This is a genomic window from Bacillota bacterium, from assembly GCA_024653485.1.
GTDB lineage: Bacteria > Bacillota > SHA-98 > UBA4971 > UBA4971 > UBA6256.
The window spans coordinates 216708-241852 of sequence record JANLFY010000002.1 but is presented as its reverse complement, the minus strand read 5'-3'; the positions used below and the strand labels follow the sequence as shown (position 1 = coordinate 241852).

The window sequence follows — 25145 nt, the reverse complement described above, 5'->3', positions numbered from 1 at the left end:
CCCCGTCGGCGGTGATTCTACTCCGGCAGGCGGCGCAGGAAGCGCACGCCCCACAGCATGGGCGTGATGTGCACAGGCGCGCGCCCGGCGCTCGCGAGAGCACGTTCGAAAAGGTCCACGCCGAGTGCGACGCGAGCGGATAGCATGGCCTCGCCAGCCCCCGCGCTTGCCCTGCCAGGGTCACCCATGTAGGGCTTCATCGCTGGGTCCCCGACCCAGGCGAGGGTGTTCGCGAGATGCTCAAGGTCGCTGCCGATGACGCGCCCGCCCAGGGCCCGGAGCACACGGCCGAGACCGGCCACCAGCGCCACCGCTCCTGTGCGGCGCTGCGGTAAACGAGACGGCGGGACTTCGTGAAAGTCGGTTGACACGCGCGCCGGGTCGCACGCGAGCATGAGCGAGGTCTCGTTGGTGCCCGCATGGTTGTCGGCATCGTCCCCGCACGCCCCGGGGCCCAGACCGGTGCGTCGAAGGAAATCCGGGTCGTGCTGCACCATGAGCCGATAGTCCACGCCGAAAGGATCTATGAGATAGAAGTTGTGCCCGCGCCACAGCGTGCGAGCCGCCGCCTCGACGGCCATCTGGTGGCGCGGGCCGCCGTGGTTGTCCGCCACGAAGAGGTAGCGGAACCCCTGCTTCGCAAGGCCGCGGCCATACGCGACGAGCACGCCCTCCAAGTGCGGCGCCGGGACCGAGAGCGACCCCGGGACGGGGAGCGCGTCGGACCCGCAGTGGAGCGGCGGCAGCTTCACGAAGGTCAGCTCAGGGTGGCGGTCGGCAAGCGCGGCCGCATAGCGGCGTAGAAGCTCCTCGGAGACGAACACGTCGGTGCCCACAGGAAGATGGGGTCCATGGACCTCGATGGGGCTAACGCTCACGAGGAACACCGTCGTAGCTCGGTCAAGCGCCTGCAGGTCGGGTAGCCTCAGCTCCGCATACTCGAGCGCTCGCGGTCTCGCCTCGCTGGAACCCGTCATCGGCTCGCCAGAACTCGTCATCTCGCTCCACCTCCGCCCGTCATGCTCTCTTGCCACCGCGACGCGTAACCGGTTGCCGAGCGCGCCTCGCCACGCCAAACGCGTAATCCTCTTCGCTTATGACCCCCCAGTCCTGAAGGAGATGGAGGGTAGCCTCAAGCGCAGCCTCGTCGCCGAATAGCTGGCGGATGGCGCGCAGGTACTCCATGTTATGTGTGACGTACCTGTGCCGCGGCCCGAGCCTTTCTATTGACTGGTCCATGAGCTTATGGACGAGTGGGTCCGCGTGCCCCAGGAGGACGGCGGCTGCCCTAAGATGCTCTTGTCTCCTGGGCATCCTTCTTCGTTTCCTTGAACAGGCGCTCGAGGTCCGACAGAAGCAGGTCAGGGATCATGGCGCTTCTCTCCATCACATCGCTTGCCTTGGCGACCCACCGCTGCCAGATCACCCTGAGATGCTCGTCGCTCATGGTGGGAGCGGGCGTCTTCCCCTTGCCCTCTCCCTCGACGTAGAATATCTCGGACGGCTTCGTTTCTTTGAGCCATCTCACCACCGACGACAGCGTCTCCAGCGCAGCCAGCCGTCTTTCGTCCATCGCTGCACGTTCTTCTCTGATGTCCATGTGCCGACCTCACCCTCCTCGAATCTTGCTGACTTACCGCCACGCCTCCTATGAGCCACTCTGCCACTTGGTCTTGAGCCACCCTGATACCCGGCCGGCGCTATCCGGCCGACCCGCTGAGCCTCGTGGCCCCCCAGGGACCAGCTGAGACTGGCTGGGACTGTGACCGGCGCGGCACTTCTGGATTCGACACCACTAGACAGAATCCTTCCGCGGCCACAACCCGAGCGGCCGCATAAGATAAGTGTGCGAGACTCAAACCGGCATCTGCTGAAGGAGTTCGACAGTCTCACGGACACCATGCACAGCCGCGTGGCACGAAAACATCGGCCCGCCCAGCGACGCCGGCTGTTCAGGCAATGCGAGGACCCGGCACAAGGGGTGACGATGATGATCCGGGACGACAATCGACCGGAGACTGAAGCCTGGGGAGGGATTCCGAGTGTGCCTCCAGGCGGACACCGGCTTCCGCCGCTTCCGTACGCGTACAACGCGCTTGAACCCTACATCAGCGAGGCTCAGCTTCGGATCCATCACGACCGGCACCATGCCGGCTACGTCGAGGGGCTTAACACCGCCGAGCTAGCGCTCGTGGACGAGAGAGCTCGGATGGATTTCTCTCTGGTCCGATACTGGGAACGAGAGCTTGCATTCAATGGCTCGGGGCACGTACTACACAGTATTTACTGGACCAACATGAGTCCGTCAGGCGGCGGCGATCCCACAGGGCTCGTACGAGACCGCATCGTAGCATATTTCGGGAGCGTACGGACATTTCGTGAACAGTTTTCCCGGGCAGCCCTGGACGTCGAAGGTTCCGGGTGGGGCGTGCTCGTCTGGCAGCCCCAGTGGGGACGGCTCGAGATCCTGACAGCGTGGAGGCACGAGGACTTGACGCAGTGGGGCACGATACCCGTCCTGGTGGTGGACGTCTGGGAGCATGCCTACTATCTGGACTACCAGAACCGACGTGCCGATTACATCAAGGCGTGGTGGAACGTGGTAAACTGGCCTGACGTGGAGAGACGCCTGCGGCTTGCGACGGAAGCGTACGTGCCGCTACACTGGCAGAGCGCGCCTGGCCGCCTGCCCTCGCCCCCGCCCTTTCCGCCACCCTCGCACCCGTCCTAGCCCCCATCCTCGCTCCCATCCTCACCCTCACTCTGACCCTCACCCCGCCCGACCACACCGTTCGAGCCAATGCCGCCGGGGAGCCTGTTCCCGTTCCCAGGTTGAAGCGGCGAGATGGGACCGGACAAGCTCGGTGCTCAACGCGACCTCGAGTTTGCCGGTCCCACACTCTGGCTTCGGCAGTAAGACGACCATCGACAGATCGCCGCCCGCGTATGACATCTCCAGGGTCTGAACCTGATCGTTCTTTGGTGCCCCCACGGTGGGAGTCTTCTGTGCCAGCCGAGGGCATTGTACTTTTTTAGGACAGCGACGACATCATCGATGTCAATAGCCTCCGCGACGTGCCCGTCTCGCCCTACAACCGTCGTAGCTCGAAGTATGGAGTTTACGACCGCTTCCTCGGTGGCCTCGACGGCTGCCAAGAACAACGCGGACATGGCGTCGTTGCTCAACACCGTTAGATCCTGTGCTAACGGCGCCCGGTGGGGAATGCGCCGAGCGGTCGAGAAGGCGATGAAGAAGTCACCAGAGCCGTTGCTGCTGAAAAACCCCGTGCGCGCAAGACCCAGGCCCGCCCTTTTCGCGAGGCGCTCGAGTTGTCTATGGTCAAGCGGCGCGTCGGTTGCAAGCACCACTATCACAGAGCCGCCCAAGTGCTGGATGTCAGCAGAAGGCCCCTCTCCGTCTAGCCGGCGCGTCTCCTCAGTCTGCCTCCGAGGGCCGGGCTGAGGCCCGTAAGGGAAGTCGCCGCTGAAGGCGTACCGTCCGAGTTCGCGTCCAACAGGAGCGCCGTTCACAGTGAGTATTCCGCCGAAATTCGTGAGGACCAAAGCACCGAGCGTGTATCCACCCCGCGCCTCGGGCAGCACCCGTGATGACGTGCCGATGCCGCCCTTCCAGCCCATGCAGCACGCGCCCGTCCCCGCTCCCACGGAGCCCTCAGCGACACAAGCCCCGGCCGCGCCATCCGCCTGGGTATCGCCCACTCGCTCCCGCGCCGATGCGACTGCGGGCGCTGTCTCCTCTGTTCGCACCGCCGCTCCCATCCCGTCCGTCCCCGGCGCTGTCCGTCGTGCTGTCTTGTCCGCCCCCTGCGCCGCCCAGTGGGCTTCGGATGCCGCCCCTTCTGCCGTCTCTTCTCCTACCATCCTCCCTGTCGTCTTCCCTGTTGCGCCACGCGCGTTTTCCACTGCGAGGTCTATTGCCGCAAAGACATGCTCCCTGTGAACATGGCGCCCCTGGATGTCGTTCAGATAGCCGTCATTCACCTCGCCCACTACGGGGTTGACTGTGCTCGTGGAAATCCCGATGTCAGGGTTCCGCGAAATAGCCCACTCGATGAGCGCGTCCGCCACGAGGGGCGCATTCAAAGTGTTGGTGAGGGCTATGGGCGCTTCCAAGTTTCCGAGCTCGTTGAGTTGCTCCAGCCCGATTGCCTTGCCGAACGCATTGAGCGCGAACGCAGCGGCCGGCACCTTCTCCTCGAACAAGTTGTCCTCGTGTGGCGATACAACAGTGACGCCAGTGCGGACCGGCCCTTTGCCCGGGACCAGTTTCCCCTCGCCGCCGGTCAATGTAACGTGACCGACGCCGACTCCCGCCACGTCCGTGATGGCATTGAATTTCCCGGGGAGGAGCACCCCGATGTCGATCCCTATGTCTCTCGCCCTTGGCCTAGCCTTGTGTGTGATTCTCCTCGCCTCCCTTCGGGAGCCTGTCAAGATACACGCCTATGGATAACCAATGCCGATGTCCAAACGATGCCTAGGCGCACTGTGAGCGCACTCCACGTGTATACCGTTCAAACCGGACGCTGTTTCTGAGTTCGAGCTTCGGTATCTATGAGAAGCCGCAACACGCTGGGAGCCCCGGCCTCCAAGAATCGCTCCGGACTTCGCCGCGGGACATCGCCCTTGGTCACAAGAACTTTCCGGTCGTTGTTGCCGTCCCGGTGCCATGACGGCTAGTGGCAGCCCACCATTTAGGCGGCGCGAAGGTTTTCTCACGTCGCTACCATCATTATAGCAAAGACCGTCTGTATCGATTGGCAGTGGGCGGTGGGCTGGAGTGGGCTGGCCCGAGGCCCTGACATCACGACCGTTTCCCCGCCGCAAGAATCGCTACGCGCTCCCGATCCCATTGCAGCCTGCTGCAAACCACACGCGACGGGACCGACGGGACCACGGAACCAGTATGCTTCGTACCGGGTGACCCGACTACCTAGGAGTGCGACTCTCAAACCGAGCGGGACCGCCACGCGGTTCCTGACACGTACTGGCAGCGGTCTGCCCTTGATAGCACAGCTTGGTTGTGGTAGTATTGTAATGTGTCGCACGGGCGTCCGCGCGCTATCACGCGAATTGTATAGCACGATTCTTGAGGTGGGCCATTAGCTCAGTTGGTAGAGCACCGGACTTTTAATCCGGGTGTCCCGGGTTCGAGTCCCGGATGGCTCACCAGTCTTTAAGTGGACCTTCTCTGAGCCACTCGGCCTGCTGGCAAGACGCCCCGCCCAGCGTACGGAGCGCTTGACACGACTGCTGCGAATGCTTGTGCATGGGCCCAACAGCACCGCTGGCGCAAGGATCGCCCACTACGTGCGTGTTCGCCCGAGTGCCACCGTGCTTCCACGGGTCGCCAGGCGTGAAAGCGAAGTGACCGTGGCACCCGGAGTCCCCGGCGTGGACGAGTCCGCTCTTCGCCGCGGTCGTCGGCTGCTAATGCCGCGTCGCCGACCCCGCATCGCCGAGGCCCGGCCGTTCCACATCGACTTAGTGCGGCACAACGAGTGTACACCAAAGTTGACGAAGAACCAACTCATGATTGGCGACATCTCTTCTCTCCGTCCTCAGCCACTAGTGCGCGTTTCTTTCAAGCTCCCACTGGACGACGTGGAATACCTCGATTGGGTTGCGGTCAGGCTCAACACGCTAGGGAGTGATGCTTTGCGACTCGCTATCGCGTGGCTTCGCAGGCAAGCGGGGTGCAACGTGGCGTCGCCGGCGTCGGCGCTTGATCTGGCGGGACTGACATCCTCGCGCAGAAGGGGCGGGTGCTGTCTCACACCCCGCCCCTTGCCCGAGTCCATAGATCCTGTCGGGTTGCCTCGAACGGGAGCCTTCACACTGTTGTTACCGCCGAGAGTATGTAGCTCGCCCGCCCGCTAGAAGGAATACACCAAGCCGACGGTGATGCCTTCCACCGATACGGTTGATGTTGAGCCTGCAGACGCCTCATAATTCCAGAAGACCTCATCAAGATGGAGGATGGCCGGGAGTTCATACCACGTTGACTTCTTGAGCCCCACCGCCGCGAGTAGATTCTCGGTCACCCTGTAGGTCACCGTGGCTTCGAGATCTAGAACCTGCGTTGAAGGCGAGAACACGTGCTCGAATGAGTACGCCTCGCCAGCCTCTCTAGATATGAGGCTTCCCTCAGCGTACGTATCTCTTGCGCTCGTGCGGTCCACCGTCTGCGTGGCGTTTCCCCAGGGGAGGTACGCGTATCCCACTTTGGCCCCGACCCCGAGGTTCCCCTTGCGAAGGTGGCCGGATACAGATACAGCGGGGCCGAACATGGTTGCATTAACGGCCTTGACGATCCGCTGCCAGTTGAACTCGTAATCCTCCGGGTAGGTATCATACGTGCCTCCGAGGTCTGCTGCGGTAAGATCGCTGTCCGCTGACCAGGTCCCTCTCTTTATCCCGACGAAACCCGCAAATGTAGTATCGTGGGAGAGCGCCATTTCCCGCTCAACGCCAAGGTCCAGCGAGGAGAGGCTGACGTTCTTGGAGCTCTCGAAGAAAAGCCCAAGGGATTTCCCGACCCATTCCTCGAGATCGTAGTCATAATGGTCCCAGTTCCAGACTGACACCGAGATATCCTCACCTCCCGAGAAGCCTTCCACGATGTACCTGGGGTCCGTGCTGATCACCATACCATAGTGGTCATCCTCGTCAGTCCACGGCCCAGCGAGCACAACCGGGCCTATCACACCTTCTCCGGAGTGAGACCAGTAGGAACCGCATATGCCCCAGTCGGAACCCATGCGCATAGAACCTGAGAGGATGGGTTGGAGGCTTCCCACCCCTGCTCGGGGCCTTAGCCAGTATGTCGTATCGTGGCGGCTATAGGAAGCCGTAGCGTCGTCATGGAGGCATCCGTACACTATCGCGCCTACCTCGTCCACGCCACTAGTCGAGGGGGACCAGAACGTGAGGTTGAAACTGAAAGCGTTCGCGCTTGCCGTTGTGGTAACGGTCAATAGAAGAGCGAATAAGAATGCCAGGGATACCAGTTTTCTCATTGGTGCCTTCCTCCCTCAATTCAAGTCTGGGTAGGTAACCACCTCTCTACCAAATAGACGTCAACGACCCGGAATATACAACACTCGCCTCTGGCCCTTGGCATTCCAACCCTAGTTCTTTGTATTCAACCGCGCCGGACGCGCCAGAATGCCCCACAAGACGCGTTCCACCCCGAATTCGCGGTGGATATGAGAGTCAAGGAGCTTCCACCGAGCTACACTCCGGATATCATAATGCCACTCGTTCCTGCGTTTTTTGAGTCCCCGGGTGACGTGACACGCAGCCAAAGGCATGGCTCTTCGTCCAAGCGCGAGTCGCCGAGGTCGCGCACGGAGTCGGCAACGCTTTCAGGAACGCTTTCGGCAACGCTTCTCAAGGCCCTCCTTCACCCTTTGACCGCCCCTGCAGACACGCCCTTGGTGATGTGGTTGCGAAAGATGAGGTAAAAGGCAAGCATCGGAAGCATCCCGATGACAAGGGCGGCAAACTGCTTTCCGTAATCGGACGACAGCGTGCCGGAGAACTTCAGGATCCCCACGGGAAGCGACTTCAGGGAGTTCTTTGATACGAGGATGTTTATGAGCATGAACTCGTTCCACACGCTCGTGACGCTGAGTATCGCAAGTGTAGTCGCAACGGGCCTCGCCATGGGCATGACTATCGAGGCGAAGATCCTAAGATAACTGGCGCCATCGATCCTGGCAGACTCGATTATCGAGTCGGGGATGCTCTTGATGTACTCCGTGCACAGGTACACGCCCAACGGAAGCCCTATTCCCACATACGGGATCAGGACCCCAAGGCGAGTGTTGTATAGATGCGTGGCACTGGCCATCAAGAAGAGCGGCACCATTATGGATTGCAACGTCAGCAGAATCCCAATGACGAAGCTGCCGTAGAGGAACGGCGTCGCGCGAGACCTGAGTTTGGCGAAAGCAAATGACGCCGCCAGCGAAATGACTACTATCGCCCCCGTGGATACGCTGGTGTAGAGCAAGCTGTTGAGGAATAGCCCGCCAAAGTCGCCGATACGCCAGGCATTTGGATAGTTCGCGACGGTCCAGTGCTGTGGCAGTCCAAGCCTGTTCACCTGGAACTCCTGAGTAGTCTTGAATGAGTTCAACACGAGCCAGATAATCGGGTACGTCGTCATCGCGGTGAACGCCACCAACACGAGATAGACCAGGATCCGGCCCGCGAGCCCAATCTCTCTCCCCACAAGCCTCTTCGGCACGGCGCACGGCTCCCACATCATTCCCGACCCCCAAACCGTCCCTCGATCGTCTTCGTGACCAAGATCAGGGCAAAACTGATGATCACCATGAACGTCGATATGGCGTTGGCCAGCGGATAGTCCGGCGCGCCACGGAACGCGTTGTCATACATGTAAAGAGAGAGCACGGACGTCCGTCTTGCGGGGTTGCCGCCGGTCATGGCGAAGATCAGGTTGAAGCTCTGCAGCGAGCCTGATATGGCAAGGATAGCCGAGGTCACGACGACCCCGGACAGAGACGGCAGTATAACGTATCGCAGCACCTGGCCTTCGGACGCGCCGTCGATCCGCGCGGCTTCTATGATGTGAGGCTCGATCTTCTGCAGGTTCGCCAGGAAAATGATAAGGTAGGTCCCTGTGTACATCCACAGCATCACGAAAAGCACAGGCAGCATGGCAGTCCTCGGGTTTATGAACAGAGTGTTCTCCCACCCTGGCCTAACCGCCTGCATGAACTCTGAAAACGGCCCGTACGGCGAGAAGAACGACTGCCAGAGGATGCCGACGACTATCGTGGATATGGTGCATGGAAGGTATATCATCGTCTGAAAGAAGCCTGGCATTCTCACGAGCTTCCTGAACAGGATGTAAGCGAGCACGAAACCGAGAGGGATCTGCCCGAAGACAGAGATGAAGACGATCAAGAAGTTGTTCTTCAGCGCGATCCAAAAGTACGGGTCGGAGAACATCCTCGTGTAGTGAGCAAGTCCGACGAAATGGACCGGATTGGCGCTGCTGAAGAGACGCCCACCGTTGTAATCGGTGAGACTCAACGCCACCGAGAACACCGTTGGGAAGGTCATGACCAGCCAGTACACTATGACGGCCGGCAGCACCAGCACGAGGTACGCGCGGCGCTCTTCTGCCACTTTCCACTTCCCCTGCCCTATCATAGGCTGTCTCTGCCTTATCATAGGCTTCCTCCACATGCCTCCACATGGTCGACCAGCTTGCAGGCTCAAGTCGAGCTCACGTCACACGCATGGTAGCCTATCCTGCAGACCCGCATGTAAACCAGAGGGTTCGCGACGGTGCGCGCGCTACCCGGTCTGAGCGCCGCGGAAACCTGTTGCCTCCCGTACCGACCCCGTACCGACGGGCCGCGCCGAGCCGCCGACGGGGCAGCCTCGTAGTCTACGCATCGAGGCCCACCCCGCCGGCCCTCTCCGACGACGAATCCACTCGCTCATCCCCAACGGTTACTTCTGCGTTGCCCTCCAGCTTTCAAGGGCTCTTTGCACCTTCGCCGCCACCTGCTCCGGAGTGGAGATCCCAAGCCCGATCTCCTGGAGACCCACGTTCAGCGGGCCGTACACCTGTGCGTGCAACGCGTTGTCCAGCACATACGTGCCGCTGAACCTCCCGTAGAACTGGGCCCGCTCCTGAGCCAGAGGCTCCAGCTTGTCGCTGGTCACACCCTTCCTCGACGGGAACGCCGCTCCGGTCTCGAGGCGGATCCTTTGGACCTCAGGAGACGTGAGCCACATTATGAGCTTCCATGCGGCTTTCTCCTTCTCAGACCCGGCCGGGATCTCGGCGTTCATCCCGAACCCCACGCCCGGGACAGAGGACGTGGTGCTGTGGTTGATCTCGCCAGGTATCTGCGGGAACACCGTCATGACGTAGTCCCTCTGTTCCGCGGGCGGGATGAGGGCCCTGCCGGTAGAGGGATCGGTGAGGAAGTTGCTCACCTTCCAGTCGCCGTCGATCATGAACGGAGCCTTGCCCGAGGCGAACAGGCCGTTCACCTCGTTGTACGGCGTTTGCAGGATCTTCCTGCTGAGGACTCCGTCCGCGTAGAGCGACTCGTAGAACTTGAGCGCTTTCACGAACGGAGCGTCAGTGAACTTGGCCTTCCCCGCCAACACGTCGTCAATGAACTTGTCGCCGCACAGCCGGCCGGCGATCATGCTGAAGAAGCAGGATTGCATCACCCAATCGTCCTGGGCTCCCATGAGAATGACGTCCTTGCCGGCGGCTTTCAACTTCGGAACCATCGCCTTCAGCTCATCATAGGTCTTGGGAAGCGCGAGTCCCATCTCGCGGAGCATCTTGGCGTTGACATATAGCACGTGAGTCGCGGTAACGCCGATAGGCAGTTCGGCGAGATATCCGCCGGCCTGGGGCACGAGCGCCGCCTCTGAGAACTCCTTCCTCATTTCTCCGAGAAGAGGCGCGAGATCCTTCACCAAACGCTTGGTATGGAGAGTGCTCGACCTTCCCCCCGGCCACATGTACATCACATCGGGCAGCTGTCCCGCAGCTGCATACGCCTCTGTCTTCTGATGGAACGGCTCGTTGAAGAGGTCTTCGCGTTCGATCTTGATATCTGGGTTGTTCTTCTCGAAAGCCTCCCAAACCTCCGTGATCTCACGGTACGCGGAAGGGCTCGTTGCATCCATATAGTTGAGGACCCTCAAGACGATGGGTTTGTCCGCCGCTACGCTCACGTTGCCTCCGAGCCCGCCCGTGACGGCACAGGCCACCAAGACACAGACCAACATCACAAGTGTCTTCCGCTTGCCGGAGAACATGTCGTTCCCTCCTTGCCTTGTATGCCTTGCAGTACCAGACTTTCGAACCGTGGCAACTCGTCCGACTCCCCCGACGGCCCCGAAAACCTGTGGAGAGCATCATTCGTTCACATCTTGACAGGCACCACCCCCTTGGGACTTGCTTTGCCGGCCATCACCCGCGCGAGTGCATTGAGGACGATGTTTTCGGTGCTGTAGGTGAACACGGCGGGAGCTCGCCTTGAAAGTACCGCTTGCAGCATGCGCACTTCGCGAGGATCCCTGATGCCTACCAGCAGCAGGCTCGCAATGGCCTCCAAAGCTCGCGCCAGCGCCGCCTGGCCTGGAGCTTTCCCACCGTTTCTCACCACGAAAGCAACTCTCGGACGAATCGCCTCCCCCGTGGCCGCGGCCGTGTGCGACTCCGGCGTCTTTGCATGACGAGCCCCCCGAGCCATGGCTCTCCAGGAGCCCATCACGCGCGCGACGACCTCCTCGATCTCCCGAGGATCCGGATCCATTGAGCAATGCACCCTCTCACACGTGATGCCGACGGACTCGAGCGCTTGGAGGAGGAGCGACGCGTCGACCGAGTCCTCGGCCAAGGTGATGCGGTCCATGGACGGGGTCACGAGCACCACCGGTGTCGGTTCGAACGTCCATGAGCCCGGGACGTCTCCGTCCACGAACGTGACCACCCGCTCACCGAGGCCGTCCAGGAACCGGCTTCGGGCATCTCGCGGCAACAGGGTGGCGAGAGGCGCGGTAGGCGCCCCGACCGTGGCAGCGAGCCCCTGCTTCCAGTCGTGTATCCTTGCCACCGATCGCTCCACCCTCTCGATGTCAAGCCTTCCGGAGAGAACAGCGTCGCGCATCGCTTCGAAGGCCGCCTCCTGAAGCTCAGGCGTGTGGCTGATGAGAACCATGTCGCAGCCAGCCTCTATCGCCATCACCGCAGCTTCGGGAACGGAGCTCACCTCTCGAACCCCGCCCATCTCGAGACAATCGGTGAGCACGACGCCGTCGAAGCCTAGATGTTTCCTGAGTAGCCCCGTCACCAAGCGGTGTGATAGCGAGGCGGGCAGACGTGGGTCAATGTCCATGATCCTGACGTGGGCCACCATCAAGGCGGCTTTGGGAATAGAGGCCACTTCTATGAACGGGACGGCGTCCTGTGCCAGGAGGACGTCTTTGGACATCCGGCATTCCGGCAGAGAGAGATGGGAGTCTTCGGAGACGGTCCCATGGCCCGGAAAGTGCTTTGCGACAAAGCGCACCCCGGACCTAAGAAGCCCATCGGCGTAGGCCGCTCCGAGCTCCGCGACTTTCTTCGGATCGTCGCCGAAAGAGCGAGTGCCGACGGCGGGATTCAGAGGCTCGCGAGCAAGGTCGAGAACCGGAGCGAGGTTTGTGTTGATGCCGAGAGACAGGAGATCCCGCCCGGTCACGTACCCCGCCAAACGGGCGGCCTCGGGATCTCCCGTGGCTGCAAGCCCCATGTTGCCCGGGAGCGACGAGACGAGCCTTCTCAGCGGAGACAGGCTTCCTCCCTCTTGATCGATGGCGATCATGGGCGGGCCGCAATCCTGATAGCGCCGCGACGCCAGGTCGGCAAGCGCACCGGTCAGCCCACGCACCTGGGCCGAGTCGCGCACGTTCCGGCCGAACAAGATGAATCCGCCAGACGGACAGCGTGAGTAGTGCGCCTCGAAAGCGGGGTCTACGACAGGCCCCGGAAGGCCAGTGATGAAAAGCTGTCCGATGAGTGACTCCACACGCTGTGTCATTGGCCCGCTCCTTTGTTTGCTCTTCTATCTCGGGATGACGAGTCACACAAACCCTTCGGACATGACGATAATCCTGTGTTGTCGCTGAACGTGCGCGGAGGCGTGGCGCACGTGATGCACAGGAAACGGCGCTTCGGCACGGGATGGCGGCTACGCACGGGACGCGAAACAGACACGGGACAGGACGCACGCGCCGCATAGGAGATGAGCGCGGGTCGCCGGCTGCACGCGGGATGGCGGACACATAGGGCGTCGCAGGGACACGGGGTTTCGGCTGTGCACCCGAAAGCGTGGGTGGAAACTTCTATGCTGACTGCAAAAAAGTTGGCGCATTTCATCGCTCACTGTCTGCATTGTCGTCTCCTCGCCGCGGTGGCCGCCCGGAGTCCCGCCGATCTCGATCGTTCCAAGAAGACCCGCCAGGCAAGCGCTTTCTTGTGCTTCATCCCTGCGAGCCCTGCATGTGCACTTCGACTATATCCGAGGGGTGAACCACTTATCGATCACGATGCCAACCGCTCCGCGTATGTCGGAGTCCTCCCCCAGCGCCGATCCTCGCACTTTGAGCGTCTTCCCCAACCCGGTCCGCTCCATTATCTCGTTGCAGCGCTTCTCCACCGGGTCGCAGAACCGCTCCCCAAGCTCCCCCCAGAGCCCTCCAACTACGATGAGGTCGAGATCCAGCATCGTGGCTGCAACCGACGCCATCACCCCGAGCGCCTCAGCCGCCTCGTCCATCATCCGCCGGGCTGCCTCGTCACCCGACGTGATGAGCGTGAAGAAGTCGCGCGGCTCCTCTAGGTGCACTCCTGTCTCGGTCTCGTATCGTCTTAGCAGTCCTTGGGCGTACATGTATGTCTCCAGGCATCCGCGCTGGCCGCACACGCACTCACGTCCGTCCCTGACTACAGGAGCATGCCCGATCTCACCGGCCATCCCGCGCGGGCCTGCCATGAGACTCCCACCGCAGACAATACCCGCCCCTACGCCGGTATCCGTCTTCAGATACATGAAGCTCGATACGTCCCGCGCACAGCCGAACCACAGCTCGGCGAGGGCTGCCGCATTGGCGTCGTTCTCGACGACGACCGGAAACCCCAAAGCGCTTTCGAGCACCTCGGATATCCGCACATCGCTCCATCCAAGGTTCACTGAACGGACGAGCGTACCGCTCTCCGAACTGACTATGCCGGATATGGCAAGCCCACTCCCGAGAATGTGCTCTCGGTTCACACCGTTCATACCCAAAAGAAGTTCGAACTCCCTCGAGAGTTCGGCGATGAGGCTCTTGGGCTCGAGCGAATACGGCCGGAACTTCCTCTTGGCGAGGATCCTTCCTTTGAGATCGCACAACCCGAGGGCGACACCATCCCGGACCAGCTGAATGCCGACGACGTAGAGCTTGTCGTAGTTCAGTCTGAAAATGACAGGCTTTCGTCCGCCGGTAGATTCCGCGACCTTGTACTCACTTACAACTCCCTGTTCAACTAGCTCTGAAATGATTCTCGTCACGGTCGCCGGGCTCATGCTCGTAATCTGGGAGATCCTCGACTTCGAGCACGCGCCTTCGCGATACAACGTCTGGAGCGCTGAAACCACGTTGAACGACCTTATGAACCTGGTGCTGGAAAGAGAGCGTCTTTGGCCCGGCATCGGATCCAACGCACCCCTTTTATCACTATGCAAAAAACTCGTCTTCATGATACTCCTGGGACTCGTCGGTGTCAATGGATGTGAGATACTTCTGTCGCCGGGCGAGGCACATCTCTGTCGCCAACCTGCAATGGTGTCATCATTTGAGCGGTCTGAGAAGATGTGTCTCTTCGTCAAGTTTGGTGCACCTAAGCATTACCTGTCTAGGCCTTCCGGTTCAAACCCGCAGGGGCCGCTGGCATGGTGAGGGTCAGAAGTATGCACGTATAGAGGCATATGGAGGAGAGACGGTCGCGCTCACGTTAGCACCGATGTGCCCGGGTTATGGGTGATGCACGCGAAGAAGAGCCAGGTCTGCGCGGACATTGACAATGATAACGATATCTCTCGCTCCTCACAAGCGGAGGCCGTGAAGGCAACGGCGTCTCGAGCAGGGCACAGTCCCGAGCACGTAGCTGCCGGCCGTGCCGTCGGGTTTCCTCCAAGGCCGCCCTCGGGATTGCCCGGTGGGACTTGTGGGCCGGTGCCGCCAACACCGTCAGCGCCACCGGCCCACCTACGCCACGCCGCCCAGCGGACCGCTCGCGGCGTCACCCATCACCCACAGCGCGACCCACGCGACCCTCGCAATCAACGCCGCCACAGCCGCCACAGCCGCCGCAGCCACCGCAGCCACCGCAGCTCCGGCACCGGCCGGGAGTGACCCCTGTTCACTCACTCGCTACTCGTTCGGGGGGCTGTATATCACGAAGTACTCCGTCGGTCCTTTGTTGACGTTGGTCACCTCGTGAACCTCACCCGGATAGATCAGGATGCCCGTCCCAGCGGGGACTCTGTGCGCTTCCTTGTCGTTTCGCACTTCGAGTTCTCCCGAGACCACCAGCAGGAAGTGCTCAGGGACGGCATGGCTGTGCGCGACGCCGAACCCTCCTTCTTCCATCCTGGCGAAGTGAAGAGTGAAGTTCTTGGCTCCTACGCTCTTGTCGATTATGTTTCGGTGATAGAGACCCTTGCGGTTTTCGATCTTCACGAGAGGCAGCTCTTCAAGGGTTACAGTCTTCATCTCGGTACCCCCTTTGTCATTGGCGTGTTCCAACCGGTCCGTTCCACCCGGGTCCTGCAGCTAACCTGCGACCGCCAGCTCGCCTCCAGCCACACCGCTCCGCTCCCTCCGACCGTGGCCTTGCTCACTTACGGCGTAGCCACCCTGTTGGCCCCACACAGATGACTCTACGCAGCAACCGCCCTGCCGACCCTCTTTGAACTCGCGAGGACGTACAGGCTCATGACCAAGATAATGGCAGCCCCGATGAGGTCAGTCACCAAACCGGTGTGGATCATCAGAGGGGCCGCCGCAAAATACACCGCCCGCTCCCAAGCGCGCAGATTACGGAATAGCCATCCTTGGAATCCCGCCGCGAAGGCGACCGTGGCAATCGCCAAGGTGATCACGATCTCCAGTCCGCTGAGGAACGGGTGTCCATAGACGAAGACTTGCGGACGGTAGATGAAGAGGAACGGCAAGAGATACATGTAGATCCCGAGAGGAACCGCATGGAAGCCCGTTTTCATCGGATTACCCCCGGAAATGCTGGCGGCTGCGAACGCGGCCACGCACACAGGAGGCGTGATATTGGATATCACTGAAAACCACATACACACCATGTGCGCGTATACGTGGTTCACCCCGAGCTGGATCAGAGAAGGAGCCGCCAGAATCGACATGATGATGTAGGAAGCAGTCGTCGGCAGGCCCATGCCGATGATGGTCGCGATGAGCGCCGTCAAGACCACCGTCAGGAAGAGATTGCCTTGTCCAACAGACAGGATCAGGCTCGAAAGCTTCACTCCAAGACCCGACAGAGTCAGACTCGCCATCACGATCCCGAGGGTTCCCGCGGTCGCGCCGACGCTCAGCGAACTTCTCCCGGCGTCCTCCAGGGCCGCAAGGAGCTTCTTAAGTGTGAACCTGGTGTCCTTGCGGAACATGCTGCACACCACGACGAACGCCGAGCCCCAGAAAGCCGTCGCGGCTGCGGAGTAACCCAAGGCGATGACGACAACGACGGTCACTATGGTGAATATGTAGTACCAGCCCTTCCTCATCACCTGGGAGAATGCCGGGAGTTCCGAACGGCTCAGACCACTCAACTGTCTCCGCCGCGCTCTGAAGTACACCATCAAGGCTAGGGAAAAGTAGTAGATCAAGGCCGGCGTGAAGCTGATCAAGACAATCGTAGAGTAGGGCTGTTCGGTAAGGGTCGCCAGGATGAAGGCGGCTGCGCCCATGATCGGAGGCAGAAGCTGACCGCCCGAGGAAGCCGCGGCCTCGACCGCTCCGGCGAACTCCGCGGTATAGCCCACCTTCTTCATCATCGGAATTGTGAAAGTCCCGGTAGCGACGACGTTGGCCACTCCACTCCCGGAGATGCTGCCGAAAACCGCGCTGCCGGCGACAGCGATCAAGGCCGGTCCCCCGGGCACGTGTCCCGTAAGGGAACTGGCCAAATCGATGAAGAAATCACCAGCGCCAGAGGCTTTCAGGAAGGATCCGAAAATCAGGAAGGGGACGATGTATGTGGCGAACGTGGACACGATCGTCCCGAAGATCCCGCTGGTGTAGTAGAAGTACTCAACCATTGAGGACAGGCGTATACCGCCATGCCTAAATATGCCGGGCAAATATGGCCCAAAGTAGGTCAGAACGAGCATTATCAAGCCGATGATGGGCAGAACGTTGCCCATGGCCCGGCGGGTCACTTCCAACGAGATCACGATCGCGACTAGACCGAAGATGAGATCCCATTGGTTCGTCCAGCCGGCCCTCATGGCCGCGTACTCCCTGTACTCGACCATCCAGTAGATGACGGACGCGCATGCCAGGACGATCAGGATAGCGTCCAGCGCGTACAGTAGTCTGCTCCGGGGCCATCTCTTGGAGGCGGGATACAAGAGCATGACTAGGAGGAACGTGACCAGAAGGTAGATCCCAAGGTGAGTCTCACTGGATATAATCCCGAACCCGGCCGTATAACAATAGAAAGCGGAAAAAGCTATAGCAATGAGCTTGACGAGCAGCTTAGTGGTACTGCCAAGTTGACGCATTTCCGTGCCTCCTTCGTCCACCCGTACGCGACACAACCGTGAGCTCTGCTTCAGACGATCGTTTGCAGCACTGCTCTCCTGATCCACAGGGTAGAAAGAAGGGGAACAGGGAGGGAATCCCTGCTCCCCTGAGAGCTGTTACTTCTGCTGTTCCTTCCAGAAGCGCTCCGCGCCAGGATGATAGGGTATACCAAGCATCTTAACCGCCTGCGGATCGTTGCCCATGGGTTTCCACTGCGGATGCACGTCCGCCAGGTAGCTTCTGCCCTCCGGGCTGAAGATGATCTTCATCATCTGATACACCACGTCGTCGGGCACGGACTTGTGCGCGACCTGATATACGCTGAACATGAAGCAAGGCACGTCCTTGGTCTGTCCCTTGTACGTGTTCGCCTTCATGAACCCTTTGGAGAAGAAGGGAGCTTGCGCCACGATCTTGTCCAACTGCTCATCGGTGAAGGGAATGACGTAGATGTCTCTCGTGGCTGCCAGCTCAACTATGCCGGCTGCCGGAGACCCGCTCATCCCTATGGCGTCCACCTTCCCGTCCTGCAACGCTCGGGCGGCCTCGTCGAACGCTAATTCGGATTCGATGACCTTGATGCCGAGCGTCCTGAAAGTGAGCCTAGAGTTGTCGCTCGTGCCAGAACCGGGCGAACCGAGGACCACCCGCTTGCCCTCGAGATCCTCCAGAGTCTTGATCCCCTTGTTGGCCAAGGTCACGAAATAATGGTCGCTTCGGTAAATCTCAAACATGATCCGAGGAGCGTCGCTCGGCCGCCCCTCCATGATCCCTTTTCCATTCCAGCACTCCCACAGGTGAGAGGAGTACGACATCGTGAGGGCGGCTTCCCCCGTTGCCAACCGCCGCGTATTCAGGACTGAACCGCCGCTTGCTATCATATCGACTCTGATATCGGCCGGGAGTTTCTCGTTGAGTAGCTTCACCAATCCTCCGATCATCGTGTACCAGGTGCCGCCGGGATTGCTTGCGCTGTAGGCAAATCTCTGCACGGCACCGACCGTTCCGGTGGAGAGACAAAGCGCCATCGTCACGATAAGTACTGCAGCAACCAGATAACGACCTCTCATCTCCCACTTACCTCCTTGTACGTAGTTCTTTTTCCAGGGACAAGAGACCGGAGAACTCTTTGGCCTGCCACCCCCTCGCATATCGCAGACTCACGAGACGTAGAACTAGTGGCACCTGAGCTGCGTCTATCGTTCATCTACGGCTCATCCACCGCTCATCTACTGCTGCTGCGGATGAACGATGACCTTGATAGCATTGTCTATCCGCTTCGTGTACGTCTCGAAGGCCTCATTGATGTCATTGAGCGCGAACCGGTGAGTGATGAGTGGCTTGAGGTCCATTTTCTTCTGAGCGGCCATGGAAAGAGCGCGCCTCACGTTGCGCCGTCCCTCGCCTCGCACGGTGTACAGATTCACGTTACGAACGACCGCCTTGGAAATGTTCACAGTGACAGGGCCCTTGTAGAAGGCCACCAAGACAATGGCGCCGCCGGGCCTGACCATGTCAAGGGCCGACTCGAGTGAAGACGAAACCCCGGCCGCGTCAAACACGACGTCCGCGCCCGCCCCGTTTGTCAGCCCTTTCACGACTTTGACCGGGTCCTGTCCTTCGCTTATGTCGACGACGCAATCTGCACCCATACTCTTGCCCAATTCGAGCCTGCCTTTGCGCGTGCCTGTGAGGATCACCCTTGCCGCTCCGAGCGCCTTTGCCGCCTGAACGAGGGCTAGGCCGATGGGACCGGGGCCGATCACCGCCACGGTATCACCGGCAATGTAGCCACCCATGGCATCGATGGCATAGAAAGCCGATCCAGCAGTCGTGATCAGAGCCGCCTCTTCGAAGGATATCTCATCGGGGATCTTGTAGAGGGTATTCACGTGGTTAAGCGCATACTCAGCGAAGCCGCCGTTCGCGGTCATGCCGTTGGCGGCATGTCCCTTCTTGCGATTGCCGAAGTTCAGGCAAGCGGTGTATTGCCCCATGATGCAGTTGTGGCAGCGACCGCATCCCTTGTGAACCTCCACCGCAACCCTGTCTCCGACCGCGAATTCGTCCACCGTCGAGCCGACCTGGGCCACGACACCGGCGTATTCATGGCCCATGATGAAAGGGAGCGGTGGCTCTCCGGGCATGCCATGATCCCTTATCTCGACATCGGTGCCGCATATCCCGCAGGCCTCCACCCGAAGCAACACTTGATCGGGGCCGGGGACCGGGACGTCGGTTTCAAGAACCTCAATACGCCCGCGGGCGACCAGATGAGCGGCGCGCATTCTCCTGGGGATGTCCATGTCTTTTCCCTCTTTCTCTCATCTTTTCTTGAGATGCTGCCATCTCTCAAACCGCAGGACCTCGGGATTGGCGATCATGGCCGGCTCGTACCCGTTGAAGAGGTCGATCACCCGCTTGACGGCTTCGGTGGCCATCCTTACCACGCACTCCTCGGTCAAGGCAGCAGTATGAGGGGTGAGGATCACATTGTCCATCTCCAGCAGAGGATTGCCGGCCTCGATGGGTTCGTTCTCGAATACGTCCAGCCCGGCCCCTCTGATGACCCCTTCTTTCAGCGCCCGTATGAGGTCCTGCTCGTTCACGACCCCACCGCGGGAGACGTTCACGAGATAGGCCTCTCGCTTCATCAGACTCAGTTGTTCCCAGCCGATCATGTTCCGCGTATACTTGTTCAGAGGAACGTGAATGGACACGACGTCGGAAGCTCGCAGGAGTTCCTCCAGGCCCACGAAGTCGACTGTGTCAGCGAAGCTATTCTTGACTTCCTCAGTCAGCAGGGGATCATACGCTAGGACCTTGGTCTTCGACAGAGGATGAAAATAGCCGGCCAGAATCTGCCCGATTCTGCCGAATCCTACTATCCCGAGCCTCTTTCCGAGAACATCTTGAGGGTAGTTCTTGTACCGAATCTTGAAGTTGTTCTTTCGAACCTCTCTATCCATCAGGAACAACTGTTTGAAGAGAGCCAAGATCAACGAGATGGTGTGCTCGGCGACGGTGCTTGCGTTCACGCCGAGGCTTGAGGTGACGATAATCCCCTTTTCCGTGGCAGCCTTGAGGTCTACGTTATCCACGCCTCCGCCCGTTCTGGATATGGTCCACAGGTCGTCGCTCGCCTCCAGCAGTTCCCTATCCAAAACGATCCCGGTCCGCAGGATGATCGCCCGCGCGCCTCTCATAAGTGGCGCTACGGTGGCTGGACTTGGATCCGGGGCCACCACTATGTCCAGCCCTTCATCCTCCAGCAACTTTCGCGCTTCGTCCTCGATGGGCTGAGGAAGCAGTACGTAGCCGTTCTTCAGATCCATTTTCTATCCCTCTTATCTGTATACCTCTCTGTATACCTCACCACGAGGCAATCCCAAGTCCGTCAAAGAGACCTCCACAGGTTCGGGGCATCCCCGGCAAAAAGCGTCCTGCTCGTGTGGTATCGCCCCTGCTGCTCCCACTTGCATGACGGCTTCCAGGCCTTGGTGGGCCATGGAACGCGTGACGTTACGCGGAGGGCGGCTTTTGAGATCTCGCTTCTCAAACAACTGCCGAGGATGCCCCAAGCTCTTGCGACGCCCTGAAATGGGCGACCGCAAAGCGCAGCCTCATCACCTCAGGTATCGTCCGCCGCATACATCCAGGGTGATGCCGGTGATGTAGCTGGCTTCGTCGGAGGCCAAGAACACCACTGCGTTACCGATTTCCTCCGGCGTACTCAGCCGCCTGAGGGGGATCTGGGAGATGATCCTGTTCTTTTCCTCTTCCGTCTTGTCATCCCACAGCGACTTGACTCTGTCGCCCGTGATGGTCACCGTGGGAGCGACAGCGTTCACCCTGATTCCCTTGGGGCCCCAATCGTACGCGAGCTGGCGCGTCAGCCCTTCCACGCCCGCCTTGGCGGCCGTGTACTGCACACCAGCCAACGACGCCCGCCAATGGCCAGCGAGCGCGGCCATGTTCACGATGGCACCCTTACCGGCTTTGGCCATTATGGGAATAGCGCACTGGCAGGTGAAGAAGGTCCCCTTCAGGTTCACGTTGAGGACCAGATCCCAGTGCTTCTCTTCTATCTCTTCCAGTTTGTACGGTGTATGAAGGGCGCCGCCGGCGTTGTTGACCAGGATGTCGATGGTTCCCCACTCCCGGCAGAGCTCCTCGATCATGTTCTGGACCTCCGCCTTGTTGGTCACATCGGCTTTCTTCCCAAGAACACGACCTGGGAATTCCCTGTTCAACTCCTCTACGGCCCGCTGAATGGTATCGGGGTTAACGTCGTTGATGAGGACCTTGGCGCCCTCTCTCAATAGACATCTGGCGATGGCGAATCCCATGCCCTGGGCTGCGCCTGTCACCAATGCCACCCGATCTTGCAGTCTTCCCATGTGCTACGCTCCTCGACCTTCACGTAATGTGTGCCAGCGTGACGTGTCCCCTTCGGCTCCGCTATGGCCCGGACACTGTCGGCGACCAGGCCCTCTTGACTAGGCCCTATTAGTGAAGAGACGCTTCTCGAGCGGGACGACGATGTCGAACTTCTTCACTTCCTCCAGGAACTTCGCCAGAGCCTCGCCGGCGATCTGGAAGTACTTCTCGCCCTTTTCCTTGCTCGCCCTCAACGGATTGCCGATTGTGGCCGTATCGGAATACTCGTGGTGTTCCATGGGAACCCAGATGTTCTCCGCGCCCATGAAGGTCACGAACCCCGAGCCGTCATGCTTCGTGAAGGCAGGGCCCATCCATCGCGGGGCATGGGTCCGGTCAGGCTTGGCCTTGCTCATGTCGACGGTGCCCTCATCGGCCGCCCACGCGGTGCTGGTTTCGATTTCTCCGGCGTGCCATCCAGGAGTTTCTTCCGGCGGTCCCTCAACGATTTCACCTATGAGGGAGTAAGTCCGCTCGGTCGGGGTCTTGTACCAGCAAACGAAGCAACCTGTCTCGTATCTGAGTCTACGCAGCACGTCGTCGACGACCTTGGAGTTGCTGCCATGGTGTGTGACGAAGACTATCTTGTTGAACCCGTGATATATCGTGCTCATCGCGAGCTCGTACACTATGCGTCGGTAGGTGTCTCCCGAGAACGTCAGCGTTCCAGTCCCCTGATTGACCTCGCCCATGTGGTGCGGAGAGTAGCCGACGGGAATCAAGGGGGTGTAGCAGGTCTTGGCTATCTTCGCCGCCACCTGGACGACTCCCATGGTCGTCAGGCTGTCCGTCCCGAGCGGGCAGTGGGCGCCGTGCTTCTCGGTGGAGCCCATCGGGATCATGATGACGTCGTTTTGCTTCAAGTACTCGGCTACCTCGTCGTAGCCCTTTTCGTAGATGTTCCAGGTTTCCTTCCGCGGCATCTCAAGTTTCCTCCCTTGTCCTCTTGCCTTGTGCTGTTAGATGAACCCCAGTTCCCTGATGCTTGCCTCCAGAGTCCGTTTTTGCTCCTGCGTCAACGGTCTCAGCGGGTGCCTGGGGTCTCCACCGACATAACCAGCCAGCTCCATTGCGCTCTTGACGGCGGCAACTCCGCCGAAGCCTGAGACCCTCTTGTTCAACTCAACGATCCTCTCATTGAGCTTCCTGGCTTCATCGAGACGTCCTTCCCTGAAGGCGGCGTAGAGCTTGACGCACTCTTCGGGGAAGACGTTGGCCAGTGAGAGGACGCCCCCCGTTCCGCCTTCCTGCAGCAAGTCGAGGAAGAACCCGGCGGACCCGGCCAAGACGTAGAACTCCTTCCCGCCCGCCGCTTGGAGATAGGCTTTGAAGTTGCCTTTGGAGCTGTCTTTCATGCCTACCACATTGGGGTGTTCGGCCACTTTCCTGACCACATCCGGGCTTATCAACACATCGGCGGCCACCGACGGGTTGTTGTAGAGAAGTACTGGCACTGGCGAAGCATCGGCCACCCTGATTACGTAGTCCGCCAACGCGTTGTCGTCGAGATGTTTCCGGAAGAAGTGGGGCATCAGCAAGCTGACCATGGACGCTCCGAGCTTGGCCGCCTCCCGGGTGATGTCGATGGTCTCCTTGGTGCTCTCCGCGCTCGTTCCGGCCATGATCACCTTGTCGTCAGCGGCGTTTTCGATCACCGTCTTCAGAACCGCGAGTCTTTCCTCGACCGACAGCGACCTGAACTCTCCGTTGGTCCCCAGGACGAAGTATCCCCGAAGACCAGTCTTGTTCATCCTCTTGACGTTCTCAACTATCCCTTCATAGAGGATCTCATCGTTCTTGAATGGGGTCACCATCGGGGTGAAGACCCCCGACAGCTTCTCCTTGATTGTGTTGGTCATCGCGCGCACCTTCCCATTTGGATTCTGAGATCGTCCTCGGCACCGTCGCAGTGTGACATCATCTCGAGGAAACTCCCTACGACCAGGTCGATGAACTGTCCGTCATTGATGTGGGCATTCACCTCCTCCACCGGGATGGAGGGGGAAATCTCGTTCTTGAAGGTCTCGAGGAAGATCTGGTTGCCTTCGGGATCCCACAGCTCGTGCCCCTCGCGGTTGGGGTAGGAGAACCCTTTGAGCGGCAGAAACACTCTCACCGGTCCTCTGGCTTGGTTGATCTTGCTCGCCAGCAGCCTCGCGACTTCGGCCATTTCATCGTGGGAGAGTCGGACCAGGGTCAGAGTGGGATTGTGGACTATGTACTTCCTCCGCTTCATCTCAGGTGTGAGCGTGCTTGCCGGGCCCTGCACCGTATACTCAATGCTCCCTGGAGCGATGACCTGTGGTAAGCCAGCTTGGCACGCTGACTCCAGCCTGTAATCCCTGATCGCCCCATGGAGTCCTCCGACGTATCGGTCCGCCACTTCATGGAGGTTGATGTCCAGAACGCCATCGAAGAACCCCTCCCTGATCAGGTCCTCCATGGCGATCCCTCCCGTCCCGTTCTGGTGGAAGGCCACCACCTCGAAATCTCTCTCTTCGAGAAGCGCGCGCGCCCGCAGGGCTCCAGGAGTCGTCGTCCCCAACATCGACATGGCGACGGTCCTTCTACGCCGCTCGCGTCCGAGCTGGCCCGCGGCACTCCTTACCATTCCGCAGATCGCGCCGGCCGCGTTCATGAACACCCGCCTGGTCAGACCGTTTATCCCTTGCACGTCGACCACTGAGTGCATGATGGCCACATCCTTGGTTCCGACGAACGGTCCGAAGGTGGCAGTGCCACAAGCCACCGTGGAAACCATCAGCTTGGGCACGCCGAACGGCAGATTCTGCATCACGGCCGTGGCAATGTTTGTGCCCTGGGAACCGCCGATCGCGATCACCCCGGCGAATCTCCCGTCGGCATACCACTGCTGAGCTACCTTCTTCGCTCCATTGATCATAACCTCTATGCACTTGCCCTTGTTGCCGGTCGCCAACAGCCCGTCGATGGTCATGCCGCCCGCAATGGCTACTTCTTCTCTTGGAATGTCCGGCTTGATTCTCCGAGGAGGCGAGAGAATGCCCGTGTCCATCACAAGCGTGCGGAACCCGTTTCCCTCTATCGCCGCTTTCAGGTAGTCAGCCTCGATTTCCTTGGTATCCAGAGTCGCGATGATGAGAATCGTCGGGACCATTACGATCAGGTCAGACCTCCTCAGTTTCTGCGTAGACTCAATATGGAGGTTACTTGGAACACTGCCAGGTTCGCACGAGACAACCACCGCGACTGGTGAACGCGACTTGTGAGCACCAGCGACGTTTCTTCTGGAGAGAAGCGGCCGACGCGACCGGCCATCATAGACGAAGACG

General features: G+C 60.1%; 20 protein-coding genes, 1 tRNA gene and 1 pseudogene. 2 read left to right on the top strand and 20 right to left on the bottom strand.

Going from position 1 to position 25145, the window contains the following annotated elements; all coding sequences use genetic code 11:
• Nucleotides 1-17: 17 nt before the first annotated feature.
• Genes NUW12_02585 through NUW12_02575 form a run of 3 tightly spaced genes read right to left on the bottom strand, consistent with a single transcriptional unit; the run spans nucleotide 18 to nucleotide 1600 of the window.
• A complete protein-coding gene (locus NUW12_02585; GenBank protein MCR4401660.1) occupies nucleotides 18-998 on the bottom strand; it encodes a creatininase family protein in 981 nt (326 codons plus the stop codon).
• 19 nt (nucleotides 999-1017) lie between these two features.
• Complete coding sequence (locus tag NUW12_02580; GenBank protein MCR4401659.1) at nucleotides 1018-1314, bottom strand: hypothetical protein; 297 nt, start codon at nucleotides 1312-1314, stop codon at nucleotides 1018-1020.
• Nucleotides 1289-1600: a hypothetical protein gene (locus NUW12_02575; protein MCR4401658.1), complete on the bottom strand. Its 312-nt coding sequence runs from the start codon at nucleotides 1598-1600 to the stop codon at nucleotides 1289-1291. Before NUW12_02575 ends, NUW12_02580 begins: the two co-directional genes overlap by 26 nt.
• A gap of 390 nt (nucleotides 1601-1990) precedes the next feature.
• On the opposite strand from NUW12_02575, the gene NUW12_02570 reads away from it, so the two are divergent.
• Nucleotides 1991-2731, top strand: coding sequence for a superoxide dismutase (locus tag NUW12_02570; protein MCR4401657.1), 741 nt, complete (start codon nucleotides 1991-1993; stop codon nucleotides 2729-2731).
• A gap of 137 nt (nucleotides 2732-2868) precedes the next feature.
• On the opposite strand, the gene NUW12_02565 is transcribed toward NUW12_02570, so the two are convergent.
• Nucleotides 2869-4455 carry a P1 family peptidase gene (locus tag NUW12_02565; GenBank protein ID MCR4401656.1) on the bottom strand — a complete coding sequence of 529 codons (1587 nt, stop codon included), beginning with the start codon at nucleotides 4453-4455 and terminating at the stop codon, nucleotides 2869-2871.
• 662 nt (nucleotides 4456-5117) lie between these two features.
• Between NUW12_02565 and NUW12_02560 the strand changes: the two genes are divergently transcribed.
• Nucleotides 5118-5193 (top strand) — tRNA-Lys (locus tag NUW12_02560).
• Nucleotides 5194-5897: 704 nt separating this feature from the next.
• On the opposite strand, the gene NUW12_02555 is transcribed toward NUW12_02560, so the two are convergent.
• From NUW12_02555 to NUW12_02480, 16 genes and pseudogenes are all read right to left on the bottom strand, one after another.
• Nucleotides 5898-7040, bottom strand: coding sequence for a hypothetical protein (locus NUW12_02555; protein MCR4401655.1), 1143 nt, complete (start codon nucleotides 7038-7040; stop codon nucleotides 5898-5900).
• Nucleotides 7041-7426: 386 nt separating this feature from the next.
• On the bottom strand, nucleotides 7427-8275 hold the full coding sequence (locus tag NUW12_02550; protein ID MCR4401654.1) for a carbohydrate ABC transporter permease: 849 nt from the start codon (nucleotides 8273-8275) through the stop codon (nucleotides 7427-7429).
• A 17-nt stretch (nucleotides 8276-8292) separates the two neighbouring features.
• Nucleotides 8293-9228 (bottom strand): sugar ABC transporter permease, encoded by a 936-nt coding sequence (locus tag NUW12_02545; protein ID MCR4401653.1) that lies wholly within the window; start codon nucleotides 9226-9228, stop codon nucleotides 8293-8295.
• A gap of 285 nt (nucleotides 9229-9513) precedes the next feature.
• A complete protein-coding gene (locus NUW12_02540; GenBank protein MCR4401652.1) occupies nucleotides 9514-10848 on the bottom strand; it encodes an extracellular solute-binding protein in 1335 nt (444 codons plus the stop codon).
• A 107-nt stretch (nucleotides 10849-10955) separates the two neighbouring features.
• Nucleotides 10956-12614, bottom strand: coding sequence for a glycoside hydrolase family 3 protein (locus NUW12_02535; protein ID MCR4401651.1), 1659 nt, complete (start codon nucleotides 12612-12614; stop codon nucleotides 10956-10958).
• 474 nt (nucleotides 12615-13088) lie between these two features.
• Nucleotides 13089-14267, bottom strand: coding sequence for an ROK family transcriptional regulator (locus NUW12_02530; GenBank protein MCR4401650.1), 1179 nt, complete (start codon nucleotides 14265-14267; stop codon nucleotides 13089-13091).
• A 590-nt stretch (nucleotides 14268-14857) separates the two neighbouring features.
• Nucleotides 14858-14953: pseudogene (locus NUW12_02525) on the bottom strand (heterocycloanthracin/sonorensin family bacteriocin).
• A gap of 35 nt (nucleotides 14954-14988) precedes the next feature.
• A complete protein-coding gene (locus NUW12_02520; protein ID MCR4401649.1) occupies nucleotides 14989-15330 on the bottom strand; it encodes a cupin domain-containing protein in 342 nt (113 codons plus the stop codon).
• Between the two features lie 167 nt (nucleotides 15331-15497).
• Nucleotides 15498-17372 carry a TRAP transporter permease gene (locus NUW12_02515; protein ID MCR4401648.1) on the bottom strand — a complete coding sequence of 625 codons (1875 nt, stop codon included), beginning with the start codon at nucleotides 17370-17372 and terminating at the stop codon, nucleotides 15498-15500.
• A gap of 138 nt (nucleotides 17373-17510) precedes the next feature.
• Nucleotides 17511-18464 (bottom strand): TAXI family TRAP transporter solute-binding subunit, encoded by a 954-nt coding sequence (locus NUW12_02510; protein MCR4401647.1) that lies wholly within the window; start codon nucleotides 18462-18464, stop codon nucleotides 17511-17513.
• 159 nt (nucleotides 18465-18623) lie between these two features.
• Nucleotides 18624-19700, bottom strand: a complete 1077-nt coding sequence (locus tag NUW12_02505) for an alcohol dehydrogenase catalytic domain-containing protein (protein ID MCR4401646.1) — start codon at nucleotides 19698-19700, stop codon at nucleotides 18624-18626.
• Nucleotides 19701-19718: 18 nt separating this feature from the next.
• Nucleotides 19719-20729: a hydroxyacid dehydrogenase gene (locus tag NUW12_02500; GenBank protein MCR4401645.1), complete on the bottom strand. Its 1011-nt coding sequence runs from the start codon at nucleotides 20727-20729 to the stop codon at nucleotides 19719-19721.
• Between the two features lie 291 nt (nucleotides 20730-21020).
• Nucleotides 21021-21794 carry an SDR family oxidoreductase gene (locus tag NUW12_02495; protein ID MCR4401644.1) on the bottom strand — a complete coding sequence of 258 codons (774 nt, stop codon included), beginning with the start codon at nucleotides 21792-21794 and terminating at the stop codon, nucleotides 21021-21023.
• Between the two features lie 99 nt (nucleotides 21795-21893).
• Complete coding sequence (locus NUW12_02490; GenBank protein MCR4401643.1) at nucleotides 21894-22757, bottom strand: creatininase family protein; 864 nt, start codon at nucleotides 22755-22757, stop codon at nucleotides 21894-21896.
• A gap of 36 nt (nucleotides 22758-22793) precedes the next feature.
• Nucleotides 22794-23693, bottom strand: a complete 900-nt coding sequence (locus NUW12_02485; protein ID MCR4401642.1) for a dihydrodipicolinate synthase family protein — start codon at nucleotides 23691-23693, stop codon at nucleotides 22794-22796.
• Nucleotides 23690-24970 (bottom strand): Tm-1-like ATP-binding domain-containing protein, encoded by a 1281-nt coding sequence (locus tag NUW12_02480; GenBank protein MCR4401641.1) that lies wholly within the window; start codon nucleotides 24968-24970, stop codon nucleotides 23690-23692. The genes NUW12_02485 and NUW12_02480 overlap by 4 nt, the downstream gene beginning before the upstream one ends.
• Nucleotides 24971-25145 lie beyond the last annotated feature (175 nt).